Annotated in this window: 20 protein-coding genes; 15 read left to right on the top strand and 5 right to left on the bottom strand. The window is 69.2% G+C overall.

The annotated features are described in order from the left end of the window. The first annotated feature begins 240 nt into the window (after positions 1 to 240). The gene (locus AB0J95_RS45645) at positions 241 to 3540 is read left to right on the top strand and encodes a BTAD domain-containing putative transcriptional regulator (RefSeq protein ID WP_364772286.1); all 3300 of its coding nucleotides are present in this window, start codon (positions 241 to 243) and stop codon (positions 3538 to 3540) included. A gap of 42 nt (positions 3541 to 3582) precedes the next feature. On the opposite strand, the gene AB0J95_RS45640 is transcribed toward AB0J95_RS45645, so the two are convergent. The 3 genes from AB0J95_RS45640 to lxmK are packed head-to-tail and all read right to left on the bottom strand — an operon-like array spanning position 3583 to position 5818. Then, complete coding sequence (locus AB0J95_RS45640) at positions 3583 to 3765, bottom strand: hypothetical protein (RefSeq protein ID WP_364772284.1); 183 nt, start codon at positions 3763 to 3765, stop codon at positions 3583 to 3585. Between the two features lie 38 nt (positions 3766 to 3803). Beyond that, complete coding sequence (locus tag AB0J95_RS45635; protein ID WP_364772282.1) at positions 3804 to 4763, bottom strand: T3SS effector HopA1 family protein; 960 nt, start codon at positions 4761 to 4763, stop codon at positions 3804 to 3806. Next, complete coding sequence (lxmK, locus tag AB0J95_RS45630) at positions 4760 to 5818, bottom strand: class V lanthionine synthetase subunit LxmK (RefSeq protein WP_364772279.1); 1059 nt, start codon at positions 5816 to 5818, stop codon at positions 4760 to 4762. The genes AB0J95_RS45635 and lxmK overlap by 4 nt, the downstream gene beginning before the upstream one ends. 254 nt (positions 5819 to 6072) lie before the next feature. Between lxmK and AB0J95_RS45625 the strand changes: the two genes are divergently transcribed. Further along, positions 6073 to 8052 carry a BTAD domain-containing putative transcriptional regulator gene (locus AB0J95_RS45625; protein WP_364772277.1) on the top strand — a complete coding sequence of 660 codons (1980 nt, stop codon included), beginning with the start codon at positions 6073 to 6075 and terminating at the stop codon, positions 8050 to 8052. Here AB0J95_RS45625 and AB0J95_RS45620 read toward each other — a convergent pair. Continuing rightward, positions 7991 to 9259, bottom strand: coding sequence for an MFS transporter (locus tag AB0J95_RS45620; RefSeq protein WP_364772274.1), 1269 nt, complete (start codon positions 9257 to 9259; stop codon positions 7991 to 7993). The genes AB0J95_RS45625 and AB0J95_RS45620 overlap by 62 nt on opposite strands. A gap of 74 nt (positions 9260 to 9333) precedes the next feature. On the opposite strand from AB0J95_RS45620, the gene AB0J95_RS45615 reads away from it, so the two are divergent. Beyond that, complete coding sequence (locus AB0J95_RS45615) at positions 9334 to 9885, top strand: winged helix-turn-helix domain-containing protein (protein WP_364772272.1); 552 nt, start codon at positions 9334 to 9336, stop codon at positions 9883 to 9885. A 6-nt stretch (positions 9886 to 9891) separates the two neighbouring features. On the opposite strand, the gene AB0J95_RS45610 is transcribed toward AB0J95_RS45615, so the two are convergent. Continuing rightward, complete coding sequence (locus AB0J95_RS45610) at positions 9892 to 10797, bottom strand: phytanoyl-CoA dioxygenase family protein (RefSeq protein WP_364772270.1); 906 nt, start codon at positions 10795 to 10797, stop codon at positions 9892 to 9894. Positions 10798 to 11067: 270 nt separating this feature from the next. Between AB0J95_RS45610 and AB0J95_RS45605 the strand changes: the two genes are divergently transcribed. Genes AB0J95_RS45605 through AB0J95_RS45550 form a run of 12 tightly spaced genes read left to right on the top strand, consistent with a single transcriptional unit; the run spans position 11068 to position 24265 of the window. Further along, on the top strand, positions 11068 to 12204 hold the full coding sequence (locus AB0J95_RS45605) for a GntG family PLP-dependent aldolase (RefSeq protein WP_364772267.1): 1137 nt from the start codon (positions 11068 to 11070) through the stop codon (positions 12202 to 12204). Further along, positions 12173 to 13078, top strand: a complete 906-nt coding sequence (locus AB0J95_RS45600; RefSeq protein WP_364772264.1) for a cupin-like domain-containing protein — start codon at positions 12173 to 12175, stop codon at positions 13076 to 13078. The genes AB0J95_RS45605 and AB0J95_RS45600 overlap by 32 nt, the downstream gene beginning before the upstream one ends. A gap of 36 nt (positions 13079 to 13114) precedes the next feature. Continuing rightward, positions 13115 to 13549, top strand: a complete 435-nt coding sequence (gene panD, locus AB0J95_RS45595) for an aspartate 1-decarboxylase (protein ID WP_364772261.1) — start codon at positions 13115 to 13117, stop codon at positions 13547 to 13549. 20 nt (positions 13550 to 13569) lie between these two features. Next, complete coding sequence (locus tag AB0J95_RS45590; protein ID WP_364772259.1) at positions 13570 to 13824, top strand: acyl carrier protein; 255 nt, start codon at positions 13570 to 13572, stop codon at positions 13822 to 13824. Positions 13825 to 13834: 10 nt separating this feature from the next. Next, a complete protein-coding gene (locus AB0J95_RS45585) occupies positions 13835 to 16168 on the top strand; it encodes a lantibiotic dehydratase (RefSeq protein ID WP_364772256.1) in 2334 nt (777 codons plus the stop codon). A gap of 25 nt (positions 16169 to 16193) precedes the next feature. After that, a complete protein-coding gene (locus tag AB0J95_RS45580) occupies positions 16194 to 17303 on the top strand; it encodes an acyltransferase domain-containing protein (RefSeq protein WP_364772253.1) in 1110 nt (369 codons plus the stop codon). Continuing rightward, positions 17300 to 18832: a lyase family protein gene (locus AB0J95_RS45575; RefSeq protein ID WP_364772250.1), complete on the top strand. Its 1533-nt coding sequence runs from the start codon at positions 17300 to 17302 to the stop codon at positions 18830 to 18832. The genes AB0J95_RS45580 and AB0J95_RS45575 overlap by 4 nt, the downstream gene beginning before the upstream one ends. Next, a complete protein-coding gene (locus AB0J95_RS45570) occupies positions 18829 to 19791 on the top strand; it encodes a kinase (protein ID WP_364772248.1) in 963 nt (320 codons plus the stop codon). The genes AB0J95_RS45575 and AB0J95_RS45570 overlap by 4 nt, the downstream gene beginning before the upstream one ends. An 18-nt stretch (positions 19792 to 19809) precedes the next feature. Then, complete coding sequence (locus AB0J95_RS45565; protein ID WP_364772245.1) at positions 19810 to 20055, top strand: phosphopantetheine-binding protein; 246 nt, start codon at positions 19810 to 19812, stop codon at positions 20053 to 20055. A gap of 1 nt (position 20056) precedes the next feature. Further along, positions 20057 to 20794, top strand: coding sequence for an alpha/beta fold hydrolase (locus AB0J95_RS45560; protein WP_364772243.1), 738 nt, complete (start codon positions 20057 to 20059; stop codon positions 20792 to 20794). A 29-nt stretch (positions 20795 to 20823) separates the two neighbouring features. Next, positions 20824 to 24096 (top strand): amino acid adenylation domain-containing protein, encoded by a 3273-nt coding sequence (locus tag AB0J95_RS45555; RefSeq protein WP_364772241.1) that lies wholly within the window; start codon positions 20824 to 20826, stop codon positions 24094 to 24096. Next, complete coding sequence (locus tag AB0J95_RS45550) at positions 24080 to 24265, top strand: MbtH family protein (protein ID WP_364772239.1); 186 nt, start codon at positions 24080 to 24082, stop codon at positions 24263 to 24265. The genes AB0J95_RS45555 and AB0J95_RS45550 overlap by 17 nt, the downstream gene beginning before the upstream one ends. Positions 24266 to 24283 lie beyond the last annotated feature (18 nt).

Here is a 24283-nt window from a genome sequence, read left to right as displayed (position 1 = left end):
CACACCTGTCCGGATTGACCGGTCGTTTCGCGACGTTCCGCCCATCGAGATCCATTCGTCTGTCTACTTAGGACAGTGAGCCGGGGGTCGCGGTTCCACCCTGGCACACCGGCCGGACGCGACGCTGTCGGGTCCCGTCTGCGACGCGTGGCACAGATCCGGTGGAAAGGCGGTAGCGTGCCAGTCAGCGGGTGGTCGCGCGGCAAGCGGTATCCGTCCGCGGCACGGGTGGGGGTACTGATGAACTCGAGGACGGACTTCGGAATCCTGGGCAGGCTTGAGGTGTCCGTCGACGGCAGGCCGGTGCCCATAGTGGCGGGCAAGCACCGTGCGCTGTTGGCGTCGTTGTTGCTCCAGGCCAACGAACTCGTCAGTGCCGATGTCCTGATTGAACGCCTGTGGGGAGCGGCCCCGCCGCGCAACCCGCGACCGACTTTGCAGACATACATCCAACGCCTGCGCAACACGTTGGGTGATCCGCAACGGGTGGTGACCGCGCCCACCGGCTACCAGGTCATCGTCGGGCCGGACGAACTCGACCTGTCCCGGTTCCGGCGGCTGGTCGAGCGGGCGGCGATCACCGAGGACCTGTTCGAGCAGGCCGATCTGCTGCACGAGGCGTTGGCGCAGTGGCGCGGCCGCCCGCTGGCGGATGTGCCGTCGGACAGCCTGCAGACCACCGAGGTGCCGCACCTGGAGGAGGAACGGCTCGAAGTCCTCGAACAGCGCTTCGACCTGGAACTGCGCCTGGGCAGGCATGCCGCGCTGATCCGGGAACTCCAGGTGGTCGCCGAGGAGAACCGGCTGCGCGAACGGTTCAGCGAGCAGTTGATGCTGGCGCTGTACCGGGCCGGCCGGCAGGCGGACGCGTTCGCCGTGTTCCAGACGGTGAAGGACTCGCTGGCCGAGGAGCTGGGTATCGACCCGAGCCCGCAGCTGCGCAGCCTGTACCAGGCGATTCTGACCAACGATCCGGCCGTCGCGGCGCCCGCCGTCGCGTCGGCCATCGAGATCACCACCACGGTGGTCGGTCCGCGCCGGGTACCGAGGGAACTGCCGCCTGGTCCGGGTGATTTCGTCGGCCGGGACGTGGTGACCGGCGAGATCTCCGAGCGGTTGGTGGCCGGTTCGAGCGCGGCGGTGCCGCTCGTGGTGATCTCGGGGGCGCCGGGTGTGGGCAAGACAGCGTTGGCGGTGCACGTCGGCCAGCGGCTGGCCGAGCGGTTTCCGGACGGTCAGCTCTACGCCGATCTGCGCGGGTACTCGATGGTTCCGGTCGTGCCGCCGTCCCAGGTGATGTCCCGCTTCCTCGCGTCGCTGGGCGTTCCGGACCAGCAGGTGCCGTCGGACCTGGATGAGCTGATCACGTTGTACCGGACGCTGTTGGCCGACCGGCGGGTTCTCGTTCTGCTCGACAACGTTGCCACGCCCAGTCAGGTGCGGCCGCTGCTGCCCAACGCCCCGGGCTGCGCGGTCCTGGTCACCAGCCGCAACGAACTGCGTGGGCTCACGGCCCTGCAGGGTGCTCGGCCGTTCAACCTGGACATGCTCGCTCCGGAGCAGTCGTACCAGCTGCTGGCCAACATCGCCGGAACGGCACGGATCGAGGCGGAACTCGACGCGGCGGCCGCGATCGCCGATCTGTGCGGACATCTGCCGTTGGCCCTGCGGATCGCCGCGGCCAATCTGGTCTCGCGCGGCGCCAGTTCGGTCGAGGAGTTCGCCGCGGAGCTCAAACAGGGCAACTTGTTGGCACGGCTTGCCATTGACGGTGACGACGAAGCCGCCGTACGTGCGGCGTTCAGCATGTCGTACGCGACCGTGCCACCCGCCGCCGCCCGGCTGTTCCGGCTACTCGGCCTGATCCCCGGTCCGGACTTCAACGCCGAGGCGGGCGCGGCGCTGACGGGCCTGCCCGTCGACCAGGCCGCGCTGCTGATCGACCAGTTGACCGCGGCGAACCTGGTCGTCCGCATGGACGGCGGCCGGTTCCAGTTGCACGACCTGATCCGGTTGTACGCCACCGAACAGTGCCACCTGGAGGAGGACGAGCACTCGGTCACCGCGGCACGGACGCGGTTGTACCGTTTCTACCTGGTCCATGTGGACGCGGCCGCGGAACTGCTGTACCCGGTGTGGATCAAGCTGCTCAGGCCGCACGACGAGCCGGGCGAACCGCCGGCCGGGTTCGCGGACTCCACCGCGGCGCTGGCGTGGATGAACGAGAACTTCCTCAACGTGACCGCCGCGATCGTGCAGTCGATCCAAACCGGTCCCCGCGACGTCGCCTGGCCGATGGCGGAGTCGTTGCGGTCCTACCTGGTCACCCAAGGACGGTACCGGGCCGAAGGGGTGTCCGCGTGCACCGCAGTGCTGCGCGTTGCCACGAAGGACAACGACAACCGTGCGGCGGCCGCGATGCACAACACCTTGGGCGGGGTGTACAACCGGCATGCCGAGTACCAGCGCGCGTTATGGCACTACACCCAAGAACTACGGGTACACGAAGTCGACGCATACCTGATCGGCCAGGCACGTGCCCTGATCGCCATGGGAAACGTCTACCAGGCCATGGGCGAGCTCGACGAGGCCGTCCGACGCATCACCCGAGGGCTGCGGCTCGCGCGGGAACACGGTAACCGCGAGGTGAGCTGCCTGGGTTTGCTCAACCTGGCATTCGTCGAGATGCAACGGGGAAACCTGCAGGAGGCCGAGGAAGCCGCGCGGCAGTCGCTGCTGCTCTGCGATTCCGATGGCGGCGGGCGGGTTGTCGCGGGGGAGAGCCACAGCATCCTGGGTGAGCTGATGCTGCGCCGGGGCCGGTGTACCGACGCGATCGGGGAATTCACCCAGGCATGGCGGCTCTACACCGGCAACTCCGTGTTGCACTACCAGGCGGATGTCCTGGGCCTGCTGGCCCAGACGCATCGGGAGCTCGGGAACTACCGGGCCGCGGTGGAGCACGCCGAGCAAGGGGTGGCGATCGCGCGCGAGTCCGGTGCCCACGACGAGGAGGCGGACGCACTGGCCATCCTGGCCTCGATCCACCACCGGCTGGGCGACCCGATCAAGGCGGTGGCGATCTGCCAGCACGCACTGGCCTTGGCCAAGCAGATCGGTCACGTCCGGGCCCAGATCGTGGCGTCACTCGGTCACGCCGAACACCGCCGGTCGGTCGGCGATCTCGACGAGGCGACCGGTTATGCCGAGGAGGCACTGCGACTGGCTCGCTCTGGCGGATTCCAGACCTTGGAGGGACAGACCGAGACCCTGCTGGCGTGGATCCGGCTGGACTCCGGCGAAGCCGGGCAGGCCGCCGGTCACGCTCAGCGCGCCGCCGGTATCCACCGCAGCACCGGTGGTCTGCTCGATCACGCACGAGCCCTGCATGCGCTGGGCCTGGCCCGGCAGGCCGATGGTGACACGCCCGCCGCGCTCGAGTGCTGGCGCGCGGCCCTGGCCTTGCTGCCGGACGCCGAACCGGTACCCGACATCGTCGAGTTACGCAGGCTGATCGGCACGCTCGACACTCGTTGCTGAGCAGCCGATCAGCCTGCGGTACAAGCGATCACGGCAAGGCGGTCAGAGCACCGTGACGATCCGGACGGGTTCCGGGCGGATGAGTACGTCCATTCCGGACACGAGGATCGTGGGTGTCGTGCTGGTGGTGGTCACATCGATGTCGCCGGACGCACCGAGGTTGGCCGACAGTTCGCTGGCGTCGGTGTAGGTGGCGTAGGCGGCGATCAGGTTTCGGATACTCATGGCTTGAACCTGCGACTTTCTGCTGGTTGTCGGCCGGATCACGACGTGATGTCCGGCAATGAGGGGGATGTGGTGTTGTGGGAGGGCCTGCCCGCGACGATGTTCGCCGCGGTCAGCGCCGCGGTGAGGCGGGCCTCCAGGCAGATCGACGGGTCCTGGGCGTGCGCCAGCAGACCCGTGGCGATCGCCAGCGACCGGTGTTCGCCGAAACTCCGCCCTCGGAATCCGGCCCGGGAGTCGTCGGGCTCCCATGCCGTGGCCACGCCGGGGCCGAGAGGGCTGGCGTACAACGAGATCGACCGCCCGAGGCCGGGCAGGTCGGCGACAGCGGCGGCGACTTCGCGAGCGGCGTGCCAGGCCCGCGGGCCGAGGTAGATCACCAGGCCGTCGCGTCGCGGAAGCCCTGCCCGAGTGGAGGTGATCTTCGCTCGGTACGGCACGGCAAGCAGTTCCAGCCGGCCGAGGACGGCGGACCACAACCGGACGGCGTGGCGGGCATCGGCCAGGTGCATGTAGACACGCAGGATCGGGCCGTCGCCCAGCCCGTTGCCCGCCGATCCTTCGACGAGCAGGAAACCGGGGGACAGGCGCGGCCGCACACAGTCCACTTTGAGCAGAACGTGCTGTCCGGCACGCGGGGTGCCGGATACCGGCAGTCGCACTCGAACGCCGGCGAGCTCGACGGTGGCGATGCCTGTCGCCGGCGAGTGGTCCACGATCGACGCCGGAGCCAGCGTGTGTGCGTGCGGAACGACCGAACGCAGCCGGCTCTCGAAATCCTCGTCCTGATGGTCCCTCGGCCGCTGGCCCCCAGGCTTGTCACGGCCCACGTGCAGCATGTCGTAGAGCGCTGAGGCCAGCTTACCGCGCAGTTCGGCGGGCGATCCGGCGCTGACCCGGCGGTCACCGAACCGGGCGGTCAACCGGACCGGGTCGATGTCGGCCGAGCGCAAGGCCTCGGCCAGCGCGGCGGGAACGGTTGTGATCAGGGTCGTCATGACGTTGCCCCCAGTCCGATGGCGTCCGCGAACCCGTCCGGGTCCAGCATCGCCAGCCGGCCGATACCGACCGTCGCGCGGTCGAGCGCCGACAACCGGGAACGCTTGTGCGCCTTGGCGAATGCCCGCGTGAACTGGTGCCACCCGGCGAACACGGTGGCACGCCGGACAAGCGTGCCGTCCGGACGGTCGAGGCCGGTCACGTATGCCCGCCAGAACGCGGAGATGAGCGGGCGGACCCGCTCGAACTCGGCTGTGGCCAGATCCACGATGTCCTCATGCGACAGTTCGGCCGTCGCTCCGCCGATCTGGATCACCGAGTGGTGCAGCCATTCCCCGGCGAACGCGCCGATGTCCCTGGCCGGGTCGGCCAGCCGGAGTTCCTCGAAGTCGGTCAGGTACAGCCGGCCTTCGCAGGCAAGGAACTGGTCGAGGCGCAGATCGCAGTGCACCGGCGTCGGCGTGGCCGCCTGCTGCTCGGCGTGCAGACGGCGCACCGCGGGGATCATGCTGCCGTCGGACTGCAGGATGCGCCACAGCTCGAGTTCGGCACCTGTGGCGTGCGCGAAGGCCTGCCACGACAGGGATTCCAGCGGTTCGACCGGCGGATAGGCGTCTGCTCGTTCAACGGGAAGGCGGGCACCGTGCAACGCCGCGATCAGCCTTCCGGCCTGACGGGCCAGGCCGTTGCCGAACTCGCCGTCGGCGGCCAGCCGCGCACCGTTGCTGGCAGGGGTGAGCAGTTCGAACACCATCAGCCGCGTCTTGTCGTCCCAGCCGAGACACCTGGGCACCGCCAGATGGGACGTCTTGACGGTGATGGCGCGGCGCAGGCGGATCGACGCGTCGTTCGCGTCGCCGCCTATCTGCTTGACGAACACGCGGATGCCCGCGTCGGTCGTCCCGGCCCAGTTGTGGTTGCGGCCGGCGAAGGTCGTCACGGAGTCCGGCGCGAGAGTACCCAGCCCCAGACTCGTCAGCATCGCATTGAGCTGTGGCATCCGGTCCAGGTCCGGCCTGATCCCGGAATCGCGCATTACCTGCTGATTTGGCATGTTTCGACCCTCGACGTCCATTGTCCGGCCAGTAGTGGCATACCCCATTCAGCGGTTTTCTCACCGTGCCCCGCTACCTCTGGAATGTGCCACCGGACATCGATCACAACGCAGACGCGGCCCGTCTGCCGGGTGTCTGTCGCCGGACTGCGAACTGCGGCACGCTCGGAATCACCTTGATCGGCGCGCTGGGCAGCGAACGAACGCCTTTTGCTTGAGGCACCTGAGATGACGCGAAGAAACTAGGGGGAGCGATGGGCTTCACCGCGGACGCGGTCCATTCCGGTGCGACCACGTGTTCCGGACAGATCGTGCGATTCGAGGTTCTCGGGCCGCTGAGCATAGTCGGCGCGGAGAACCGGTTACAACTGCGGGCGTTGCGCCAGCGGACCATTCTCGCGGTCCTGCTGCTGGACGCCAACCGGGTGGTCAGCAGCGAAACGCTGATCGACGCCGTCTGGGACGACGCGCCACCGGCGACCGCCCGCAGCCAGGTGCACATCTGCGTGTCGGCGATCCGCGGTGTGCTGAGAGAGTTCGGGGCCGCGGAGCTGATCGAGACCGAGCCGATGGGCTACCGGATCAGGATCGCGGACGACCGGCTCGACGCACGCCGGTTCGCGCGGCTGACCGCGCAGGCCACGCAACTGGCCGGGCGGGGCCAGATCGCTGACGCGGCCGCGCTGCAACGGCAGGCGCTGGAACTCTGGCGTGGACCCGCGTTGGGGGACGTGGCCGGGCCGGTGGTCGCCACCACAGCCGCCCGCCTGGACGAGGAGCGGCTCGCCGCTCAGGAGAACTGTGTGGACTGGGAGCTGGGGATGAACCGGCACCGCGAGCTGATCAGCGAGCTCGTCGAGCGGGTCGCGGCCCATCCGCTGCGGGAACGCAGCCGGGCACAGCTGATGCTGGCGTTGCACCGGTCCGGCCGTCAGGCCGAGGCGCTGGAGACGTTCCGCAACGTCCGCAAGGAGCTCATCGACCAGCTCGGCCTCGAGCCGGGCGAGCAGCTGCGCCGGCTGGAGGCCCAGATCCTGGCCGACGACCCGCGACTGCATGTGGACGCGCCGGCCGGGCAGGCAGTCAGGCCGGCGCAACCGGCGCAGCGGACGCAACCGGCCGTACGCACACCTGTGCGGCAGCTTCCTGCTGACATCGCCGACTTCGCCGGGCGGGATGATCTGGTCGCCCGGCTCACCGGCCTGCTGTCCGGTGAGCCGGCCATGCCCGTCGTGGTGGCGACGGGAATCGGTGGGGCCGGCAAGAGCGCGCTGGCCGTCCACGTGGCGCATCTGTTGGCCGGTAAGCGATTCGCCGACGGCCAGCTCTACGCGAGGCTGACCGGTGCCGGGCGCCCGCAGCAGGCGTGCGACGTCCTGAGCCGCTTCCTGCGGGCGCTCGGCGTGCCCCACACCGGCATACCCGAGGACATCGAGGAACGTGCCGAGCTGTACCGCAGCCTGCTCGCAGATCGCCACATGCTCGTCCTGCTCGACGATGCCGGCAGCGAATCCCAGGTACGGCCGTTGCTGCCGGGCAGCGCGAGCTGTGGCGTGCTGATCACCAGCCGGGCGAAGCTGACCGGCCTGGCCGGTGCCCGGCTGCTGCACGTGCCCGCGTTCGACACCGGTCAGGCGGGTGACCTGCTCGGCCGGATCGCCGGGCCGGAGCGGGTCGACGGCGACCGGCGGGCGGTGACCGAACTGACCAGGCTGGTCGGCGGGCTGCCGTTGGGCCTGCGGGTGATCGGGGCGAGGCTCCGTGCCCGTCCACATTGGACACTCAGCCGGATGGTACGGCAGTTGTCCGGTGAGGACAGACGGCTGGACGAGCTGACCCACGGCGACCTGAGCGTGCGGGAGACCATGGCGTCCACCTACCACGGCCTGCCGGTACGCGAGCGGCGGCTGCTGAGTCTGCTGTCCGACCTCGGCACGGACGCGTTTCCCGGCTGGATGGCCGCGGCCGTGCTGGACACCGGCCAAGCCGACGAGTACGAAGCGTTGGAACTGCTGGAGAATCTGGTGGAGACTTACCTGATCGAAGTGGTGACCGGTGAGCCGGTCCGCTACCGGGTGCACGAACTGGCCCGGATCTACGCGGGCGAACAGACCTCCGGAGATCTCCCGCGGTTGCGGGCGGCCGTGCGGTCACGGATGCGGATCAGTGGTCTCAGTGATCTGGGCGCCGCTCGGCGGCGTCCATCGCTTCGTCCGTCATTTTCCTTGTGGTGAAAAGGGTTGCCAGCGACAGCAACCCCATGATGACGAACACCGCACGGACGCCGAACAGCTGCGCCAGCACTCCGGCGGCGACGGCGCCGAGCGGCTTGATGCCCCCGGCGACGAACAGGATGCCGCTGTTGACCCGGCCGAGCAGGCGCTCAGGCGTGATCCGCTGGCGCAGGGACAGCATGACGACGTTGGCGATGACCAGACCGGCGCCACCGACGAAGAACGCGGCACCGACCAAGTAGGGGTTCGCGGTGAGGGCGGGCGCACCCACGAACAGCGAGCCCGCGATGAAACCCAGCACGAGGGTGCGAGTCCGGCCGACGACCCGTTCGATCCGATCGGCGAGGAACGAGCCGAGCAGGCTGCCCACCGCGATCGTGCTCAGCAGCCAGCCGTAGGCCTGTTCGCTCAGCCCCATGGCGGAGGTGGAACCGACCACGTACAGCACGAGAACGGCCTGCATCGCGCTGCTGGCGAAGTTGAAGACGCCGGCGACGGCGGCGAACATCCGCAAGAACGAGTTGTGCCACAGGAAACGGATGCCTTCGGCGATATCGTGACGCATGCTGGCGGTCTGGCCGGGGTCGCGTTCGATCCGGAACGAGCCACGCACCAGCAGCAGTGCCACGATCGCGACGACCCAGAGCGCGGCCGGGGTGGCGAGGGCGATGGCCGCGCCGGCCGCCACCAGGAAACCGGCGAGGGGTGGGCCGACGAACTCGTTGCTGGTCAGTTCGGCGGCGTACATCCGGCCGTTCGCCCGGGGCAGCTGGTCGCGCGGCGCCACCTGAGGGACGAGCGACTGCGCCGCGGTGTCGTAGATCGTTTCGGCGGTACCGGCGAAAAGTGCGACGATGTAGAGAACCCAGATCGATCCGACGTCCAGCAACACAGTCAGCGCGGTGGCTCCGAGCAGCGTCGCACGCAGGACATTGGCTCCGAGCATCAGCTTGCGGCGGTCGAAGCGGTCCGCGATCGCGCCGGCGGGCAGGGAGAACAGTAGCCAGGGCATGGTGAAGGCGAACGCCAGACCGGCGATCAGGCCCGGCGACCGGGTGAACCCGACCGCCACCAGGGTCAGGGCGATCTTGAGGATCCCGTCGGCCAGGTTCGACAACGCCGCCGAGGTCCACAACCGCCAGTAGTTGCCGCCCAACGACGGTCGGGCGGGGCGGGTGCTGGCCGGTACAGGTTCGTGGGAGTCCACGGAGTCAGGGTCCCATATCGATTGAGAAAACTCCACCGATTGGTCCTCTCCATCGATGGACTATTATTCACGTCATGTCATCTGCGCCGATGCGCCGACGTGAGGCGACGGTCCGGGAAGCCAAGGCCCGGGCCCATCCGCTGCGCCTGCGGATCCTGCGGTTGTGCTGGCAGCAGGAACTGACCAACAAGCAGCTGGCGGACCGCCTCGAGAAGGACCCCGGCACCGTGCTCTACCACGTCCGGCACCTGGTCGCCGCCGGTCTTCTGGAGCAGGCGCCGGTCCGCACCGGGCAGAGCGGCGCGCTCGAGAAGCCCTACCGGGCCAAACCCCGCTCCTGGTGGATCGACGACCCGCCGGGCACCGAGCCGGACGCCGCCTTCGCTCCCATCGAGGCCTTCCGGGACGAACTGCGGGACGCGGGCCCGGATTCGGTCCGGACGTTCGCGCGGTTCGCCCTGCATCTGTCCCCGCAAGACGCCGTGGAGCTCGATCGCCGGATCCTGGAGGTGCTCGACTCGTATCTCGCCACCGACGAGCAGCGCCTCGACCAGCCCGCGTACGGCGGCCTGGTCGTGCTGCACCAGCTCGCCGGCCAGAGCGATCCCCCCGGCTGCGGCGCCTGAGCGGCGTTACGACCGGCGCGTCGCCGGTGCGCCGGAACTCAGCACGGTCGAGGGCTTGGGCAGCCGGGGCTGCCAGTCGGGCTCGCCGATGTCCGCGCCCTTGACGCCCAGGACACCGATCCGGCGCAGGCGGTTGATCGCCGTCCTGCGCATGCCCGTGCCCTTGGCCGAGGCCACCCAGTCCCGCCACACCGGCCACTTCTCGTGGTCGAACTCGGTTCCCCGGTAGTCACCGATGTGCAGGATCGCGTCGCGGACCGTCTCGACCTGGTCCTGGCCGGCCAGGATCGGGTCCTCGAGATAGAGCACGTCCCACGCCAGGCGGCGGTATCCACCCACGGATGAGTGCAGCAGGTTGGTGTGGAAGGCGATCACGTCACCCGGCTCGGTGTCGATGCCGTACGCCGGAACCGGCCACTCGTCCGGATCGTCGACGATCCCCTGCCTGCGCGGATCCTGCGTCAGGTAGTCCCAGATGGCCGGAGCGGCCCCGGGCAGATGAGATCCGGGCAGCACCTGCAGCTGGCCGGTCTCCGCCGAGCAACCCTCCAGGTAGGTCATGAACTTGACACCGGGGACGGCGGGCGGCATGTCCGGGTGCCACTTGGAGTTGGACAGGAAGCACGTGGCCTCCCCGTTGGTGGGCAGGGTCGCGACGCCGGTGAGGTAGTGCGACGCCTGCCAGAACCGCGGATCGTCGGCGACCAGGCTGGACGCCAGTGGTGTGTCGTCGGACATCATCGGCATGTCGAACCCGGGCGTGACGGTCATGTCCACGCCCTCCGAGTAGCCATCGCCGTAGCCGTTGGTCAGCGTGTGGCTCACCTCCTCGGTGAGCCGGCCGACCTCGGATTCCGACAACAGCCCTCGCAGTACGGTGAAGCCGAAGGCCTTGAAGTGTGCGACGGTCATTTGGCTGAGCATCCAGTCACCTGCCGGTCGTTGATGGGACGGACGGCCGCGGGCGACGCGCTGGGATCGGCGCGCGCGGCTCCGCGACCTGACGGCTTCGCCCAGGTTACGAATCGCCGCTATCGCGGTGCTTTCCCGTCGATATCAGTGTCCGCACCCGGCCGTGTCATGCCGGGGATAGCGCGCCAAAAGGCCCCCGATGGAGCCGGGTCGCAGAGTTTCCCCGAAGGCGGTCGCCGGAGCGACCGGACAGCTAGCACGGGAGACGGTGTGCACGGAAGTCAAGGAAGTCCAGGACGTCAAGGACGTCGTGTCGAACTCCGCAGCGACACATTCACCCTGCCCACCCCGGCCATGCTGCAGGCGATGGTGACCGCGGAACTGGGTGACGACGTCTACGCGGAGGACCCGACGGTCCGCGATCTCGAGTCGCTGGCGGCCCGCGTGCTGGGAAAGCAGGCGGCCTGCCTGATGCCCAGTGGAACCATGAGCAACCTCGCGAGCATCCTGACCCACTGCCCGCGCGGTTCGAAGGTCATCGTCGGCGAGGATTCCGACATCTACATCTACGAGGCCGGCGGTGCCTCGGTGTGCGGAGGGGTGATGTACCACCCCGTCGCCAACCAGCCGGACGGGTCGCTGGACCTCGGTGCGATCGAGGCGGCCTTCCCGCCCGATCCGGCCGATCCCCAGTTCGCCGCACCCGCCTTGCTGTGCCTGGAGAATCCGCAGAACCACACCGGCGGCCGGGTGCTGCCGATGTCGTACCTGGCCGACGTTTCGGCGTGGGCGCGGGAAAAGCAGCTGCCGATCCACCTCGACGGTGCGCGGATCTTCAACGCCGCGCTGAGCATCGGCGTGCCCGCGTCGCAGATCGCGGCCCACGCCGACTCGGTCCAGTTCTGCCTGTCCAAAGGACTCGGTGCGCCGGTCGGCTCGATGGTGGCCGGGACCACGGAGTTCGTCGGGCGGGTCCGGCGGGTGCGCAAGATGCTCGGTGGCGGGCTGCGCCAGTCCGGTGTCCTGGCGGGCGCCGGGATCGTGGCGCTGGACAACCGGGCCCGGCTCGCCGAGGACCACGACACCGCCCGGCGGTTCGCGGCCGGGCTCGCCGACATCCCCGGGATCGCCGTCGACCCGGCCAGCACGGCGATCAACATGGTCTTCTTCCGGGTCGTCGCCCCGCAGTGGGACACTCACGCGTTTCTGGCCGCCGCCCGCGCGCGGGGAGTGTCGCTCGCCGAACTCGGCCACGACCGCATCCGCGCGGTCACCCACCACGGCGTCGGGTCCGACGACATCGACTACGCGCTTGACGTGATCCGTTCCCTGCTCGAAGACCAGCCCGTTCGCCCAGTGTCGGTCAGGAGGAACCATGACGACCACAGTTCCGTCCTCGCTCGTTGACGTACGGCCACCACTGACGGCCGCGCAGTTCCACGCGGAGTACGTGAACAAGAAGCCAGTGTTGATGAAGGGCGCGCTCGCCGGGCTGCCCGCCACCGACCGCTGGTCGCTGTCGCACTTCGCTTCGATCGCACCGGATCTGCCGGTGCGGCTGAAGACCGGCAGGGTGGCCGACGGCGTCACCACCACCGTGCGGATGGCCGACTACTGCAGGACGGTGACCGAATGGGAGGACCGGATCGCCGGGCTGCCCGACGACGAGGTCGGCAAACCGCCGCCGTACCTGCACGATGTGCCGTTGCTGTCCCTGCTGCCCGCCCTGCGCGCGGACCTCGAGCCGTTCCCCGCCGAGGTGTTCCCCAAGTTCTTCCGCGACCAGTGGTGGGTGTTCCCGCAGTTCTTCGTCGGCCCGTCGCACGCGGTCACGCCGTTGCACTTCGACACGCTGCTGACCCACAACCTGTTCTTCCAGTTCGACGGAAGCAAGCGGTTCGTGATGGTGGACGCCGCCGACCGGGACCGGTGCTACATGTACAACTGGCGTTGGTCCAAAGTAGACCCGGATGACCCGGACCTGGAGCGGTTCCCGCGATTCCGGGGCGTGCGGACGAGCACCTGTGTGGTCGAGGCCGGCGACCTGCTCTACATGCCGCCGGGGACGCTGCACAAGGTCACGTCGCTGGCGCCGTCGGTGTCGTTCAACATCGACTGGCACGACCGGCACAGCGCGCTGCGGGGCATCAACGTCTTCCGCGACCGGATGCCGTTGCGGAACCTGCGCTACAACCTGCTTTTCGCACTGGGCGTCCGCGCGGGCGTGCCGTTGAGCACCCTGATGCCGGCGCTGAAGTCCTACTTCGTCTACATCTCCTGACGTGTCTGTCCATTCCGGAACCAAGAGGAGGCACGCTTGCTGCGGACGCTGATGAAGTCGAAAGTCCACCGGGCGATCGTGACCGAGGCCAACCTGCACTACGTCGGCTCGCTCACGATGGACAAGGACCTGATGGACCTGGCGGACCTCTCCGTCAACGAGAAAGTCCAGGTTGTCGACATCGACAACGGTGAGCGGTTCGAGACCTACATCATCGAGGGAGAACGCGGATCCGGCGTGCTGTGCCTCAACGGCGCCGCCGCCCGGCGCGCCCAGCCCGGCGACAAGGTGATCGTGATCTCCTACGCGGTGTACGACGAGCAAGAGGTGAAGGAGCACTCGCCCCGCGTGGTGGTGTGCGACGAGCACAACCACGGCGACCTGCTGGTGGCGCACGAGTCACCGGCCACCACCACCGAGCAACTGCTTGCCGGCGACGAACGTGAGCCCGCTGTTCTCCAGTCCACCTGAAGATGAGGAGTGCCCGAACCATGACCGAGCAGATCACTTACTCACCGGTCCAGATCCGCGACATCGTGCTGAAGCTGTACCAGCAGGTGCTGGGCAACAGCGACATCTGCGGGCAGGACGACTTCTTCGACCACGGCGGCGACTCCGAGAAGGGCGTCATCGTGCTGCACACGCTGCGGGACCTGACCGGTGCCCGGATCGCCATGTCCACGATGTACATGTGCCCCTCGGCGGACGAGCTGTCCGAAGAGGTCGCCTCGGCACTCGCCCGGTAGGCGGTGCGCGATGGATCTCTCCGGCGGTCGCGTCGACGCGACGCACGTCGTTCTGCCGTCCGGCAAGTGGGCGGTCTGGAAGCCGTTGCTGTTGCGTGCGTCGGGGTTCCCCGCCTCCGGTGTGTCCCGCCTGACCGCGCCCGAGCTGGCGCGGCAGGCGGACACCGTGGCCGAGGAGTCTCCCGGCTCGCCGGGGTACGCGGCCTACCAGCAGGCGTTCGACGCGGAGATGGCCCGGCTGAGCGGCGAGTTGCAGGCCATTGTGCGCGAACCCGGCTTCCGGCTCGCGCTCACCTGGCAGAACCACCGTGTCATCGACACCGGCCTCAACCCGTTCCTGCGCCGCAGGCCGGGGATCGACAAGCGCAACAGCCAGTACCGCCAGCACGAAGATCTGCTGGCCAACTACTGGCAGCGGTACTGCGTCAAGAATGACGCCATCGGGTTCTTCGGGCCGGTCGGCTGGGGCCACCTGGATGCCGGCACCGCCACGAGTGAGGTCCGGGCAGGCCCTGGCCTGATCGCGAGCTCCGAGGTGTTCTTCGAGACGTGGGCGGTGGACGAGCTGGCCGCGAGGGTCGAGGCGACCGGCGGGCTCAGGAAGTGGCTGTGCCCCAGGATCCTGCCGTTCGTCCGGATCGAGGACGAGCATCTGCGGGTCCCGGGTGTGCGGCCGGTGCCGCTGAAACCGGAGGAGCTCGCCGTCCTTGGCTCGTGTGACGGGCGGACACCTGCCTGGCAGGTCGTGAAGTCCGTTGTGGACACAGTAGCCGGACTGTCCGTCGAGGACGCTTATGCGGTCATCGAACGACTGTGCCGGCGACGTGTCCTGGCGTGGCGGATCGACGTTCCCGTCTCGTTGCGCCCGGAACGCGATCTTCGCCGGGTGCTGTCGGAGCTGGGAGATCCCACTGTGGCCGCTGAAGGCCGGGCGAAGCTCGACCGGCTGGAGGCGGCGCGGGACGAGGTGCGGCTGGCGGCGGACGATCCGGCGGCCCTGCTCGGTGCGCTCACGGATCTCGACGCGACCTTCCGGGAGCTGACCGGTGCCGCACCGACCCGCAATCAGGGCAAGACATATGGCGGGCGCACATTGGTCTACCACGACGCGCTGCGTGACGTCCGCCCGCTTCTGGGGCGCGACTTCCTCGAGGCTTTGCGGCCGATCGAGCTGTTGCTCGGCAGCATCCGGTGGTTCACCCATCAGGTCGGCCAGAAGCTGCGGTCGGCACTCGGCGAACTGGTGGACGAGTACGTGGCCGGTCATGGCCACATGCCCACGCTGGCGTGGATCTGGATGAACGCCATGCCATTGGTCCACGGACCCGAGGCCAGGATGGCCGAGGACGTGTGCGCCGAACTGCACCGCCGCTGGGAGTCTATTTTGGACTGCCCGGTGGACGGCGCCCGAGTTCGTTACGACCAGGAGCAACTCGCCGACAAGGTGGCCGAGCTGTTCGACGCCCCGGGGCCGGGGTGGAGCGGTGCCCGGTACTGCAGTCCCGACATCATGATCTCGGCCAGTAGCCGGGAAGCGTTCGAGCGCGGCGAGTTCACCCTCGTGCTGGGCGAGTTCCATGTCGCGGTCAACACGCTCCGCAGCGCGTTCCAGGTCGAGCAGCACCCGTGTCCGCAGGAGCTGTGGGCCTGCCTGGCTGCCGAGACCCCTGGGCCGAGACTCCATCCGGTACTGCCCAAGGAGAACGCCGGGCGCCTGTCCGCGCGGACGCATCCGGCACTGACGCTCGACCGGGACTTCCTGGTGACCTTGTTCGACCACACGGTCGATCCGGCCAGGTCCCGCGTGCTGCGCGCCGCGGACCTGGAGGTCGAGCGGTCGGCAGGCCGGCTGTGGGTGACCGCGCCGGGTGAGTACCGGTTCGACGTGCTGGACGTGTTCGCCGAGATGTTGATGAACCTCGTCGGTGACAGGTTCGGCATCTTCGGCGTGCTGCCGCACACGCCGCGGGTGACCATCGGCAAGGTCGTGATCACGCGGGAGTCCTGGATGTTCGGCCCGGACCAGCTTTCCTTCGCCACGGCCAAGAACGAGGCCACCCGGTTCGCGCAGGCGCGCCAGTGGGCTCGGGCGAACCGCATGCCGCGGGAGGTGTTCGTCAAGGCGGCGAAGCAGAAGAAACCGTTCTATGTGGACTTCGACAGCCCCGTCTACGTGAACCTGTTCGCCAAAGCCGTCCGGGCGGCGCGATCGGCACCGGACCAGGTGCCGGTCCAGATCACCGAGATGCTTCCGGCCACAGCGGACCTCTGGCTCACCGGCGGCCCGGCCGAGAGGTACACCTCGGAACTCCGGCTGGCCGTCTTCGACCTCGCCGAGGCGTGACCGGCCCATGAAGGAGGTGGACACCATGATCACATCGAAGTCCTGGCCCACCGCGATCGTCAGCGGGGATCGCGAGCAGGTGGCGGACGGGCTGCGGGAGTTCCTGACGCGGACACACACCGGTGTGCGGCCCGCCGACCGCCCCCGCCTGGTCTTCGCGTTCTCCGGTCACGGGGGACATCAGGCGGGAATGGGCAGGGAGCTGCTCACCGCTGTTCCCCCGTTCGCGCAGTCCATGGCGGAGTGTTCGCGGGCCATCGAGGCCGAGACAGGCTGGTCGCTGATCGATCTCCTGCTCGACGGCGGGCCGATGACCGAGGTCAGCGTGGCCCAGCCGGCCGTGTGGGCGTTGCAGGTGTCCCTTGCGCGGTTGTGGCGGGACTGGGGGATCGAGCCGGACGTCATGATCGGCCACAGCATGGGCGAGATCGCGGCGGCGGTGACGGCGGGCAGCCTCACCGTGCGTGCCGCCGCCGAACTGGTGTGCCGCCGCAGCGCTCTGCTGGAAACCCTGCGGGGCACCGGCGACATGTGGGCGGTGGCGCTGAGCGAGGACGATGCGCGCCAGGCGATCGGGCCGTTCGCCGACCGGGTGTGGGTCTGCGCCATGAACACCGGCCGGTCCACCACCCTGGCCGGTGATCCGGACGCGCTCGCAGAGATCACCGCACCGCTCCTCCGGCGGCGGGTGTTCTGCCGCAAGCTCAAGGCCGGGGTCGCCGGGCACTCGCCGCAGGTCGATCCGATCCTGTGCGACCTGCGCGCCGGACTGTCCGGTTTGGAGGCACGGCCCGGCCGTATCCCGCTCTACTCGACTGTTCTGGACAGGTTCGTCGACGGCTCGGAGTTCATCGGGGGATATTGGACCGCGCACGCCCGCCGTCCGGTCCGCTTCGCGTCCGCGTGCCGGTCGGTCCTGGCCGGCCCACCGGGACGGACATTGTTCGTCGAGATCGGACCGCGGTCGGCGCTCGTCGGATCCATTGAGGAGAACCTCATCGCGGCAGGCGGAGAAGGCATCGCCCTGCCCTGTCTGCGCCGCGACGTTCCGGAGCTGACGTCGATGATGACGAGCCTCGCGGCCGTCTTCGCCGAGGGATGCGACCCTGTCCGGCCGCCTGCGAGGCAGCCGTGATCGACAACAACCCCACCGAAGCCCTCACCGGCCGGATCAGCCGCCCGCCCAGCGCCGCGCTGCGGGAACTCGTGCTGGAGCCGCAGTTCCGGTACGAAGCCGACCACCTGCTCGCGCACTACGTCCAGGTGGAGAAGGTTCTGCTGGCCGAGTACCGGCGCTTGGGCGTCCTGGATGGCGTGCAGGTCCGGTCCATCGCCGGCGCACTCGGCGACGTGATCCGCGACGGCCTGTCGGCCGATCCCGTCGCGAACCTCTCGGACATCGCCCTCGCGATCGAACGGCATGTCACCGGGCGGCTGGACGTGCCGGCCTGGCACGTCGACCGCAGCCGCAACGACCTGCAGGCCACCGTCCAGCTGATGTTCGGGCGTGACCAGGCGCTGCATGTCATGGCGGACATGCTGTCGTGCGCCTCGGCTGCGCAACGGCTGGCTGCCCGGTACACCGGCGACATCATGCCGGGATTCACCCATCTGCAGGCCGCGCAGGTCATCACACCGGGTTTCTTCGTCAGCGCGATCTCGGCGCACCTGCTGCACACGATCCGGCGCATGGTGGCGACCTACGACGTCGTGAACCTCTGCCCGCTTGGCAGTGGCGCGCTGGCCGGGCAGGAGCTCGGGTGGGATCGCGACCGGATGGCCGGTCTGCTGGCGTTCGCCGGTCCTCAGCCGCATGCGCTGGTGGGCGTCGCGTCGAGGGGATGGCTGCTGGAAATCGCGGCGGAGTGCTCGACGTTCGCCGTCGGACTGAGCCGGTTGCTGACCGATCTGATGACGTGGGCGGGCAGCGAGCACGGGCTCGTCGAGCTGCCTGACGAGCTCGCGGGGATCTCCTCGGCGATGCCGCAGAAGAAGAACTACCCCGTCCTCGAACGGATTCGCGGCCGGACCGCGCATCTGACCTCCTGGTACGCGGATGTCGCGACTGCTCAGCGCAACACGCCGTACAGCAACACGGTCGAGGTGTCGAAGGAGAGCTCCGCGCAGCTGGGCACCGCGTTGGGAACGCTGAGGTCGTTGCTGCGCCTGTTCACGGAAGTCCTCGACGAGACCGTGTTCCGCACCGAGCACGGCCGCCTTCGTTGCGATGAGGAGTATCTGGGCGGCTTCTCCCTCGCCAACCGGTTAACGCTCGACCAGCAGGTGCCGTGGCGCGACGCGCAGGTCATCGCGGGTCGTTACGTGGTCGCCGCCCTTGACGCGGGCCTGGGCGCGGGCTCGGTGGACGGATCCCTGCTCGGTGCGATCGCCGCGGCGCACGGCCACGCCATCACCGGCGCCGGCCAGCTCCTGCGGGACGCTTTCGACCCGCAGGCGGAGCTGAGACGCCGCCGTTCGCGCGGATCCGCCCATCCCGGTGAGGTCTCGCGCCTGCTGGCCGCCCAGGAAAGCGAGCACACACAGCTGACGAACGAGATCTCTGCCCGGCGTGCCGCGCTCGACGCGATGCCGGCGCGCATTGACCGCGTATTGACTTCTGTGCACGGCGTGATGCCGGGCACGCGACCAGGCGAGTGGCCATGACGAAAACGCGACGGCTGATGGCCGGACCCCGGGAGATCGGTGAGACGTTCGGGAGCGCCACGGCGTTCGGGACGTTCGGCGAACTGCTGCAAGGCGCACTGCCCGACGGCACGGATTTCCTGGTGACCATGCCGATCGCCCGTTGGAGCACAGCCCGCTTCCTGCTGGAGCCGAGCGTGTCCGACGTGCACGTGCGACCGGCCCACAAGACGAAGTCACGACGGCTGGTGGAGGCGATGCTCGGCCGGTACGGCGTATGTGGCGGGGGTTTCCTGTTGCTGGACAGCGATCTCCCGGAAGGCAAGGGGCTGGCCAGCTCCTCGGCCGACCTGGTCGCAACCGCCCGTGCGGTCGGCGAGGCCATCGGGATCGTCCTGGATCCCCCGGAGATCGAAGAACTGTTGCGGGGCATCGAGCCGTCCGACGGGGTGATGCACGACGGCGTGGTCGCGTTCCACCACCGAGAGGTGCGGGTCCGATCGCATCTGGGGCACCTGCCGCCGGTGACGGTCGTCGGCGTCGACGAGGGCGGTGAGGTGGAGACGGTCGGGTTCAACAAGCAGCCCAAGGTTTTCACCGCCGCTCAGCGACGGACCTACGCGGTTCTGCTGAGGAGCCTGGCGCAGGCGGTCCTGACCGGGGACATCGCCGCGGCCGGCGAGATCGCCACCCGGAGCGCGCTGATGAACCAGCGGCTGTGCCCGAAGCGCACGCTGACGGAGATGATCGAGATCTGCCGTGCGGTGGACGGGCTCGGCGTGATCGCCGCCCACAGCGGCACGGCGCTCGGTGTGCTGCTGGCCGACGACCATCCCGGCCACCAGGACCGGCTCGACCGGACAGTACAGGCGTGCGAGCGCTTGACCGGCACGGTGTGGATCGACCACAGCCTGCCGGAGCCGGGCGCCCACAGCAGCCTGCCGCACCGGCACGACCTGCGGTACTCGACCACGGCCTGACCAATGAGCGGGGAAGCGATGACCGATCTGCATGACGATGTCCTGTCCACTGAGGACGCTGTCCGGGCGATCTGGGCGGAGGCACTCGGCGGGGCGATCGACGACGACAGTGATTTCTTCCTGCTGGCCGGGAGTTCCGCAGCGGCGCTCACGATCACGTCGCGCATCGAGGAGCTGTCCGGTGTGCGGCCGCCGCTGCGGATGCTGTTCGAGTACCCGCGGTTCGGCGACTACGTCCGTGCCCTGCTCGAGAAGGGGCGCTGACGTGCCGTCCGCTCGCTGGCTGCATCAGCTCCGGCAGGCGAACGCCCCGGCCGGTCGCAGGCTGGTCTTCTTCCCGCCCGCCGGATCGAGCGCCTCGGCCGCGTGGCCGCTGACCGAAGGGGCCCCGGCTGACTGGTCGGTGTACGGCGTGCAGTACCCGGGCCGCGGCCCGCGCCTGCGTGAAGCCCCGGCCGGATCCATCCGCGACATGGCGGCCGCCTGCCTGCCGGACCTGCTCGACGACGCCGGCCGGACAGTCCTCTTCGGACATAGTTTCGGTGCGCTGGTGGCCTACGACGTCGCCCATCTCCTGGCGGGCAAGGGCAGGCCGGCGGCCGGGCTGCTGGTGGCCGGCAGCTCGGTGCCAGCCGTCGCCGTGGCCGGCATGCCCGAGGAAGGGCTGAGCGACGAGGAACTGGTCGCTTTCCTCAGCCACCGGGGCGGTACGCCGTCTCACCTGCTTGCCGACGAGGAGCTGATGCGGCTCACCCTGCCCGCGCTGCGGGCCGATCTGGCGATCGGCAGGTCCTATGTGGACGATCACGCCGGCCGGCTGCCGACGGGGATCGCCGCTGTGGGCGGTCAGCACGACACCGCTGTGACCGAGCGGCAGCTGAGGACCTGGCGTGAGCTGACCGGATCGTGGCTGGGCAGCCACCGCGTGGCCGGTGACCACTTCTCCTGGCTGCGGGATCCGGTGCTGATGGCGGGCGTGCTGAACCGGCACTGGCCGGCCTGACCGGTGCGGACTTCCACGGAGGGACGATCGTGACGACAACTTGGGACACCACCGCGCCGGCCGCGTTGCCGGTGCCGCGAGTCCAGCAACGGTTGTGGCTGGCCGACCAGGTCACCGGGGCCGGGGCGGTCTACCTGGGCAGCGTGTTCCTGCGCCTGCACGGGCGGCTGGACGTCGAGGCGCTGCGCCGCGCGCTGACCGAGGTCGTGCGCAGGCATGAGGTGCTGCGTACCTCGCTGCGCGTCGACGATGGCGAGATAGTCGGTGTCCTGCACCCCGCGGAGCGGTTGCGGCTTGACGTGACCGAGGTCGATCCCACCGGTCTCGACGAGGCTGTTCGCACGGAGGCCGGCACCCCGCTGGACGTCAGCACCTCGCTACCGATCCGCGCACGGTTGCTGCGCGTCGCCCCCGACGACCACGTGCTGTCCATGGTGGTGCATCACGCGGCCGTGGACCGTGGGTCGCTTCCCGTGCTGTACACCGAGTTGGCCGATTTCTACAACGCCTTCACCGCGGGCCGCGCTCCTCGCGTTCCGCCGCCGGTCACACAGTTCCGTGATCTCGCCCTGGCGGAGGATGCCCGTGAGGACGCCGGTCAGTGGGCGTCGACCCTCGCCGAGCGGTGTGCCGCCCTCGCCGATGTGAGTCCGTTCGAACTGGCCCCAGACCTGCCACGGCCTCCGGTGCGCACCGGTGAAGGAGCCCTCTGCCACGCCTTCGACCTGCCCGCCGGTACGGTCCGCAAGCTGACCGACCTCGGGCGGTCCCGCGCGGCCACGTTGTTCATGGTGCTGCTGGCCGCGTGCCAGACCTTGCTCTACCGCTACACCGGGCGGACCGACGTCACCACGGGCACGTCTTCGTCGACCCGGCGCGGCCGGGAAAGCGTGATCGGCCCGTTTTTGAACATGCTGGTCGTGCCGGGCGATGTGACCGGCAACCCCGCCTTCACCGAACTGGTCGGCCGGGTTCGCAACCAGGCCCTCGACGCCTATGAGGCGCGGCACGTCGCCCTCGACACGCTCGTCACCGAGCTGGGAGTGGAACGGGACGCGGCCAGGACGCCGCTGTTCCAGATCCTGGTGGACTTCATGACGAAGGTGGACCCGCCCGGGCTGTCCGGCCTGCGGGTGGCGGAGATCCGCACCCCGGGCGCCGGGGCCAAGTACGACCTGTCGATCGAGTTCCACGAGCGCGGCGACACCATCGGGTTCTTCGTCGAATGGGACACCGCGCTCTACGAGAAGCCGACTGTCCTGCGGCTCATGGCCCATCTTCGTGCGGTCCTCGTCGCGGTCGCCGAGGATCCGGGGTTGCGTGTCGACGACGTGCCGGTCCTGAGTTCGGCGGAGGTCCTCGAGCTGCGAACGCTGGCGGCGGCCCGGCAGGTCGACCTGCCCGGGCCCACACTGCATTCACTTTTCACCGAGCAGGCCGGGAAAACCCCGGACGCCATCGCGGTGCGAGAGGGCTCACAGGTGATGACCTACGCCGAGCTCGATGTGTACTCCACTGCCATCGCCCACGGTCTCGCCGCGCGCGGAGTGGTGCCGGATGTTCCAGTGGGTCTGCTCATGGACAGGTCGATCGAGCTGGTCGCGGCGCTGCTGGGGATCCTCAAGGCCGGGGGCGCGTACGTGCCCATCGATCCGGAGGCCCCGTCGGCTCGCGTGGGCAAACTCCTCGCCACGGCCGGGGCGCCGATCTGTGTCGTCTCCGGCGCGGCGGAGCCTGACCTTCCAACGGCCGCCGTCGACGCGGGTTGTGCGGTTGTGGACATCGATACCTTGACTGAGGCCGGTATCGCCGAGCTGGGGACAGTGCACCCGGATCACCTGTGCGCCGTGTACTTCACTTCCGGCTCCACCGGCGAACCCAAGGGCGTCGCGTGCACACACCGCGGCTGGGTCAGCCAGATGGTGAACATGCACGACCGCTACCAGCTGACGCCCGAGGACGCCGTTGTGCTGAAGACGCCGTTGAGTTTCGACGACGTTGCGCGGGAAGTGTTCTGGCCGTTGATGGTGGGCGCCCGGATCGCGATCCTGCCGCCCGGCCTGCATCATGACCCGCAGGCTCTGCTGGCGGCGGCGATCGAGCACCAGGTGCCGTGGCTGCAGTTCGTCCCGGGCACACTGGCGATGTTCCTGGAGCAGGTCGGACCGCGCCACCTCGAGGGCCTGTCCCGGCTGCGGCACGTGGTGTCCGACGGCGACCGGCTGCGGCCGGAGATCGTCCGGGCGTTCCACGAGCGACTGGGTCCGCTCGGCTGCCGGCTCAACAACCACTGGGGTACCACCGAGGTCTCGATCGACTCGGCGCACCACGCCTGCGTTCCGTCCGATGGGGACGGTGAGGACGCCGTGGTGCTGGGCCGTCCGATGGAGAACAACTCGATCTACGTGCTGGACCAGGCCTTTCAGCCGGTTCCGTACGGCGCGGTGGGAGAGCTCTGCATCGGTGGTGCCGGGCTCGGCCGCGGTTACGTCGGTGAGCCGGGCCGGACAGCGCGCGTGTTCGTGCCACATCCCTGGCGGCCCGGCGAGCGCATCTACCGCACCGGCGACACCGGCCGGCTGCGCACCGACGGCTCGTTGCAGTACCGGGGGCGCAGCGATCACCAGGTCAAGGTCCGGGGCGTGCGGATCGAGCTCGGCGAGGTCGAAGCGGCCGCACGGGCGTGCCCGGACGTCGTGGACGCCGTCGCCGCGACCTGGGAGCCGGTGCCGGGTGATCGCCGGCTCGTCGTGTACGCGACGATCACGCGGGGCACCAAGGAATCAAACACGGATGAGTCCGACCGGACGCGGCTGCGCGACTTCCTCACCAACCGGCTGGCGCCGGCCGCGGTTCCCAGCGCGATCGTCGTGCTGCCCTGCCTGCCCCGCAATCCCAGCGGCAAGGTCGACCGCCGGTCGCTGCCCGAACCGGACCCCGGCGAGTTGAGCGACGAGCCGTTCGTGGTCCCGGAGACGGACGCCGAGCAAGCCGTGGCCGACATCTGGGCGGCCGTCCTGGGGACCGCGAGACTGGGCGCCAACGACGACTTCTTCGCTGTGGGCGGGCATTCCCTGCTGGTCACCCGCGCGGTGAACAGGATGCGCGACGCGTTCACCGTGGATGTCCCGGTCCGGCTCGTGTTCGAGTACCCGACCGTCCGGACCGCCGCCGCCCGGGTCGAGCAGCTGATCATCGCCGAGATCGAGGCGATGAGCGACGCCGAGGTCGAGCGCCTGGCGTCCGCCGAACCCGACGAGTTCCCCGTAGCCCAGGAGGTGCCCGATGCCCGGATCCAGTGAGCGCGTCTACCAGGTCGTCGTGAACGACGAGGAGCAGTACTCGATCTGGCCGGCCGGGCGGCCGGTGCCCGCGGGCTGGCGCACCGAGGGCACCAGCGGCACCGAGGAGGAGTGTGTCGCGCACATCGACCAGGTGTGGGTGGACATGCGGCCCAAGAGCCTGCGGTAACCGGCCGCAAGCACCGAC

The sequence above is a fragment of the Actinocrispum sp. NPDC049592 genome, assembly GCF_040675465.1.
Classification (GTDB): Bacteria; Actinomycetota; Actinomycetes; order Mycobacteriales; family Pseudonocardiaceae; genus Kibdelosporangium.
This window is presented reverse-complemented; position numbering and strand designations above follow the sequence as displayed.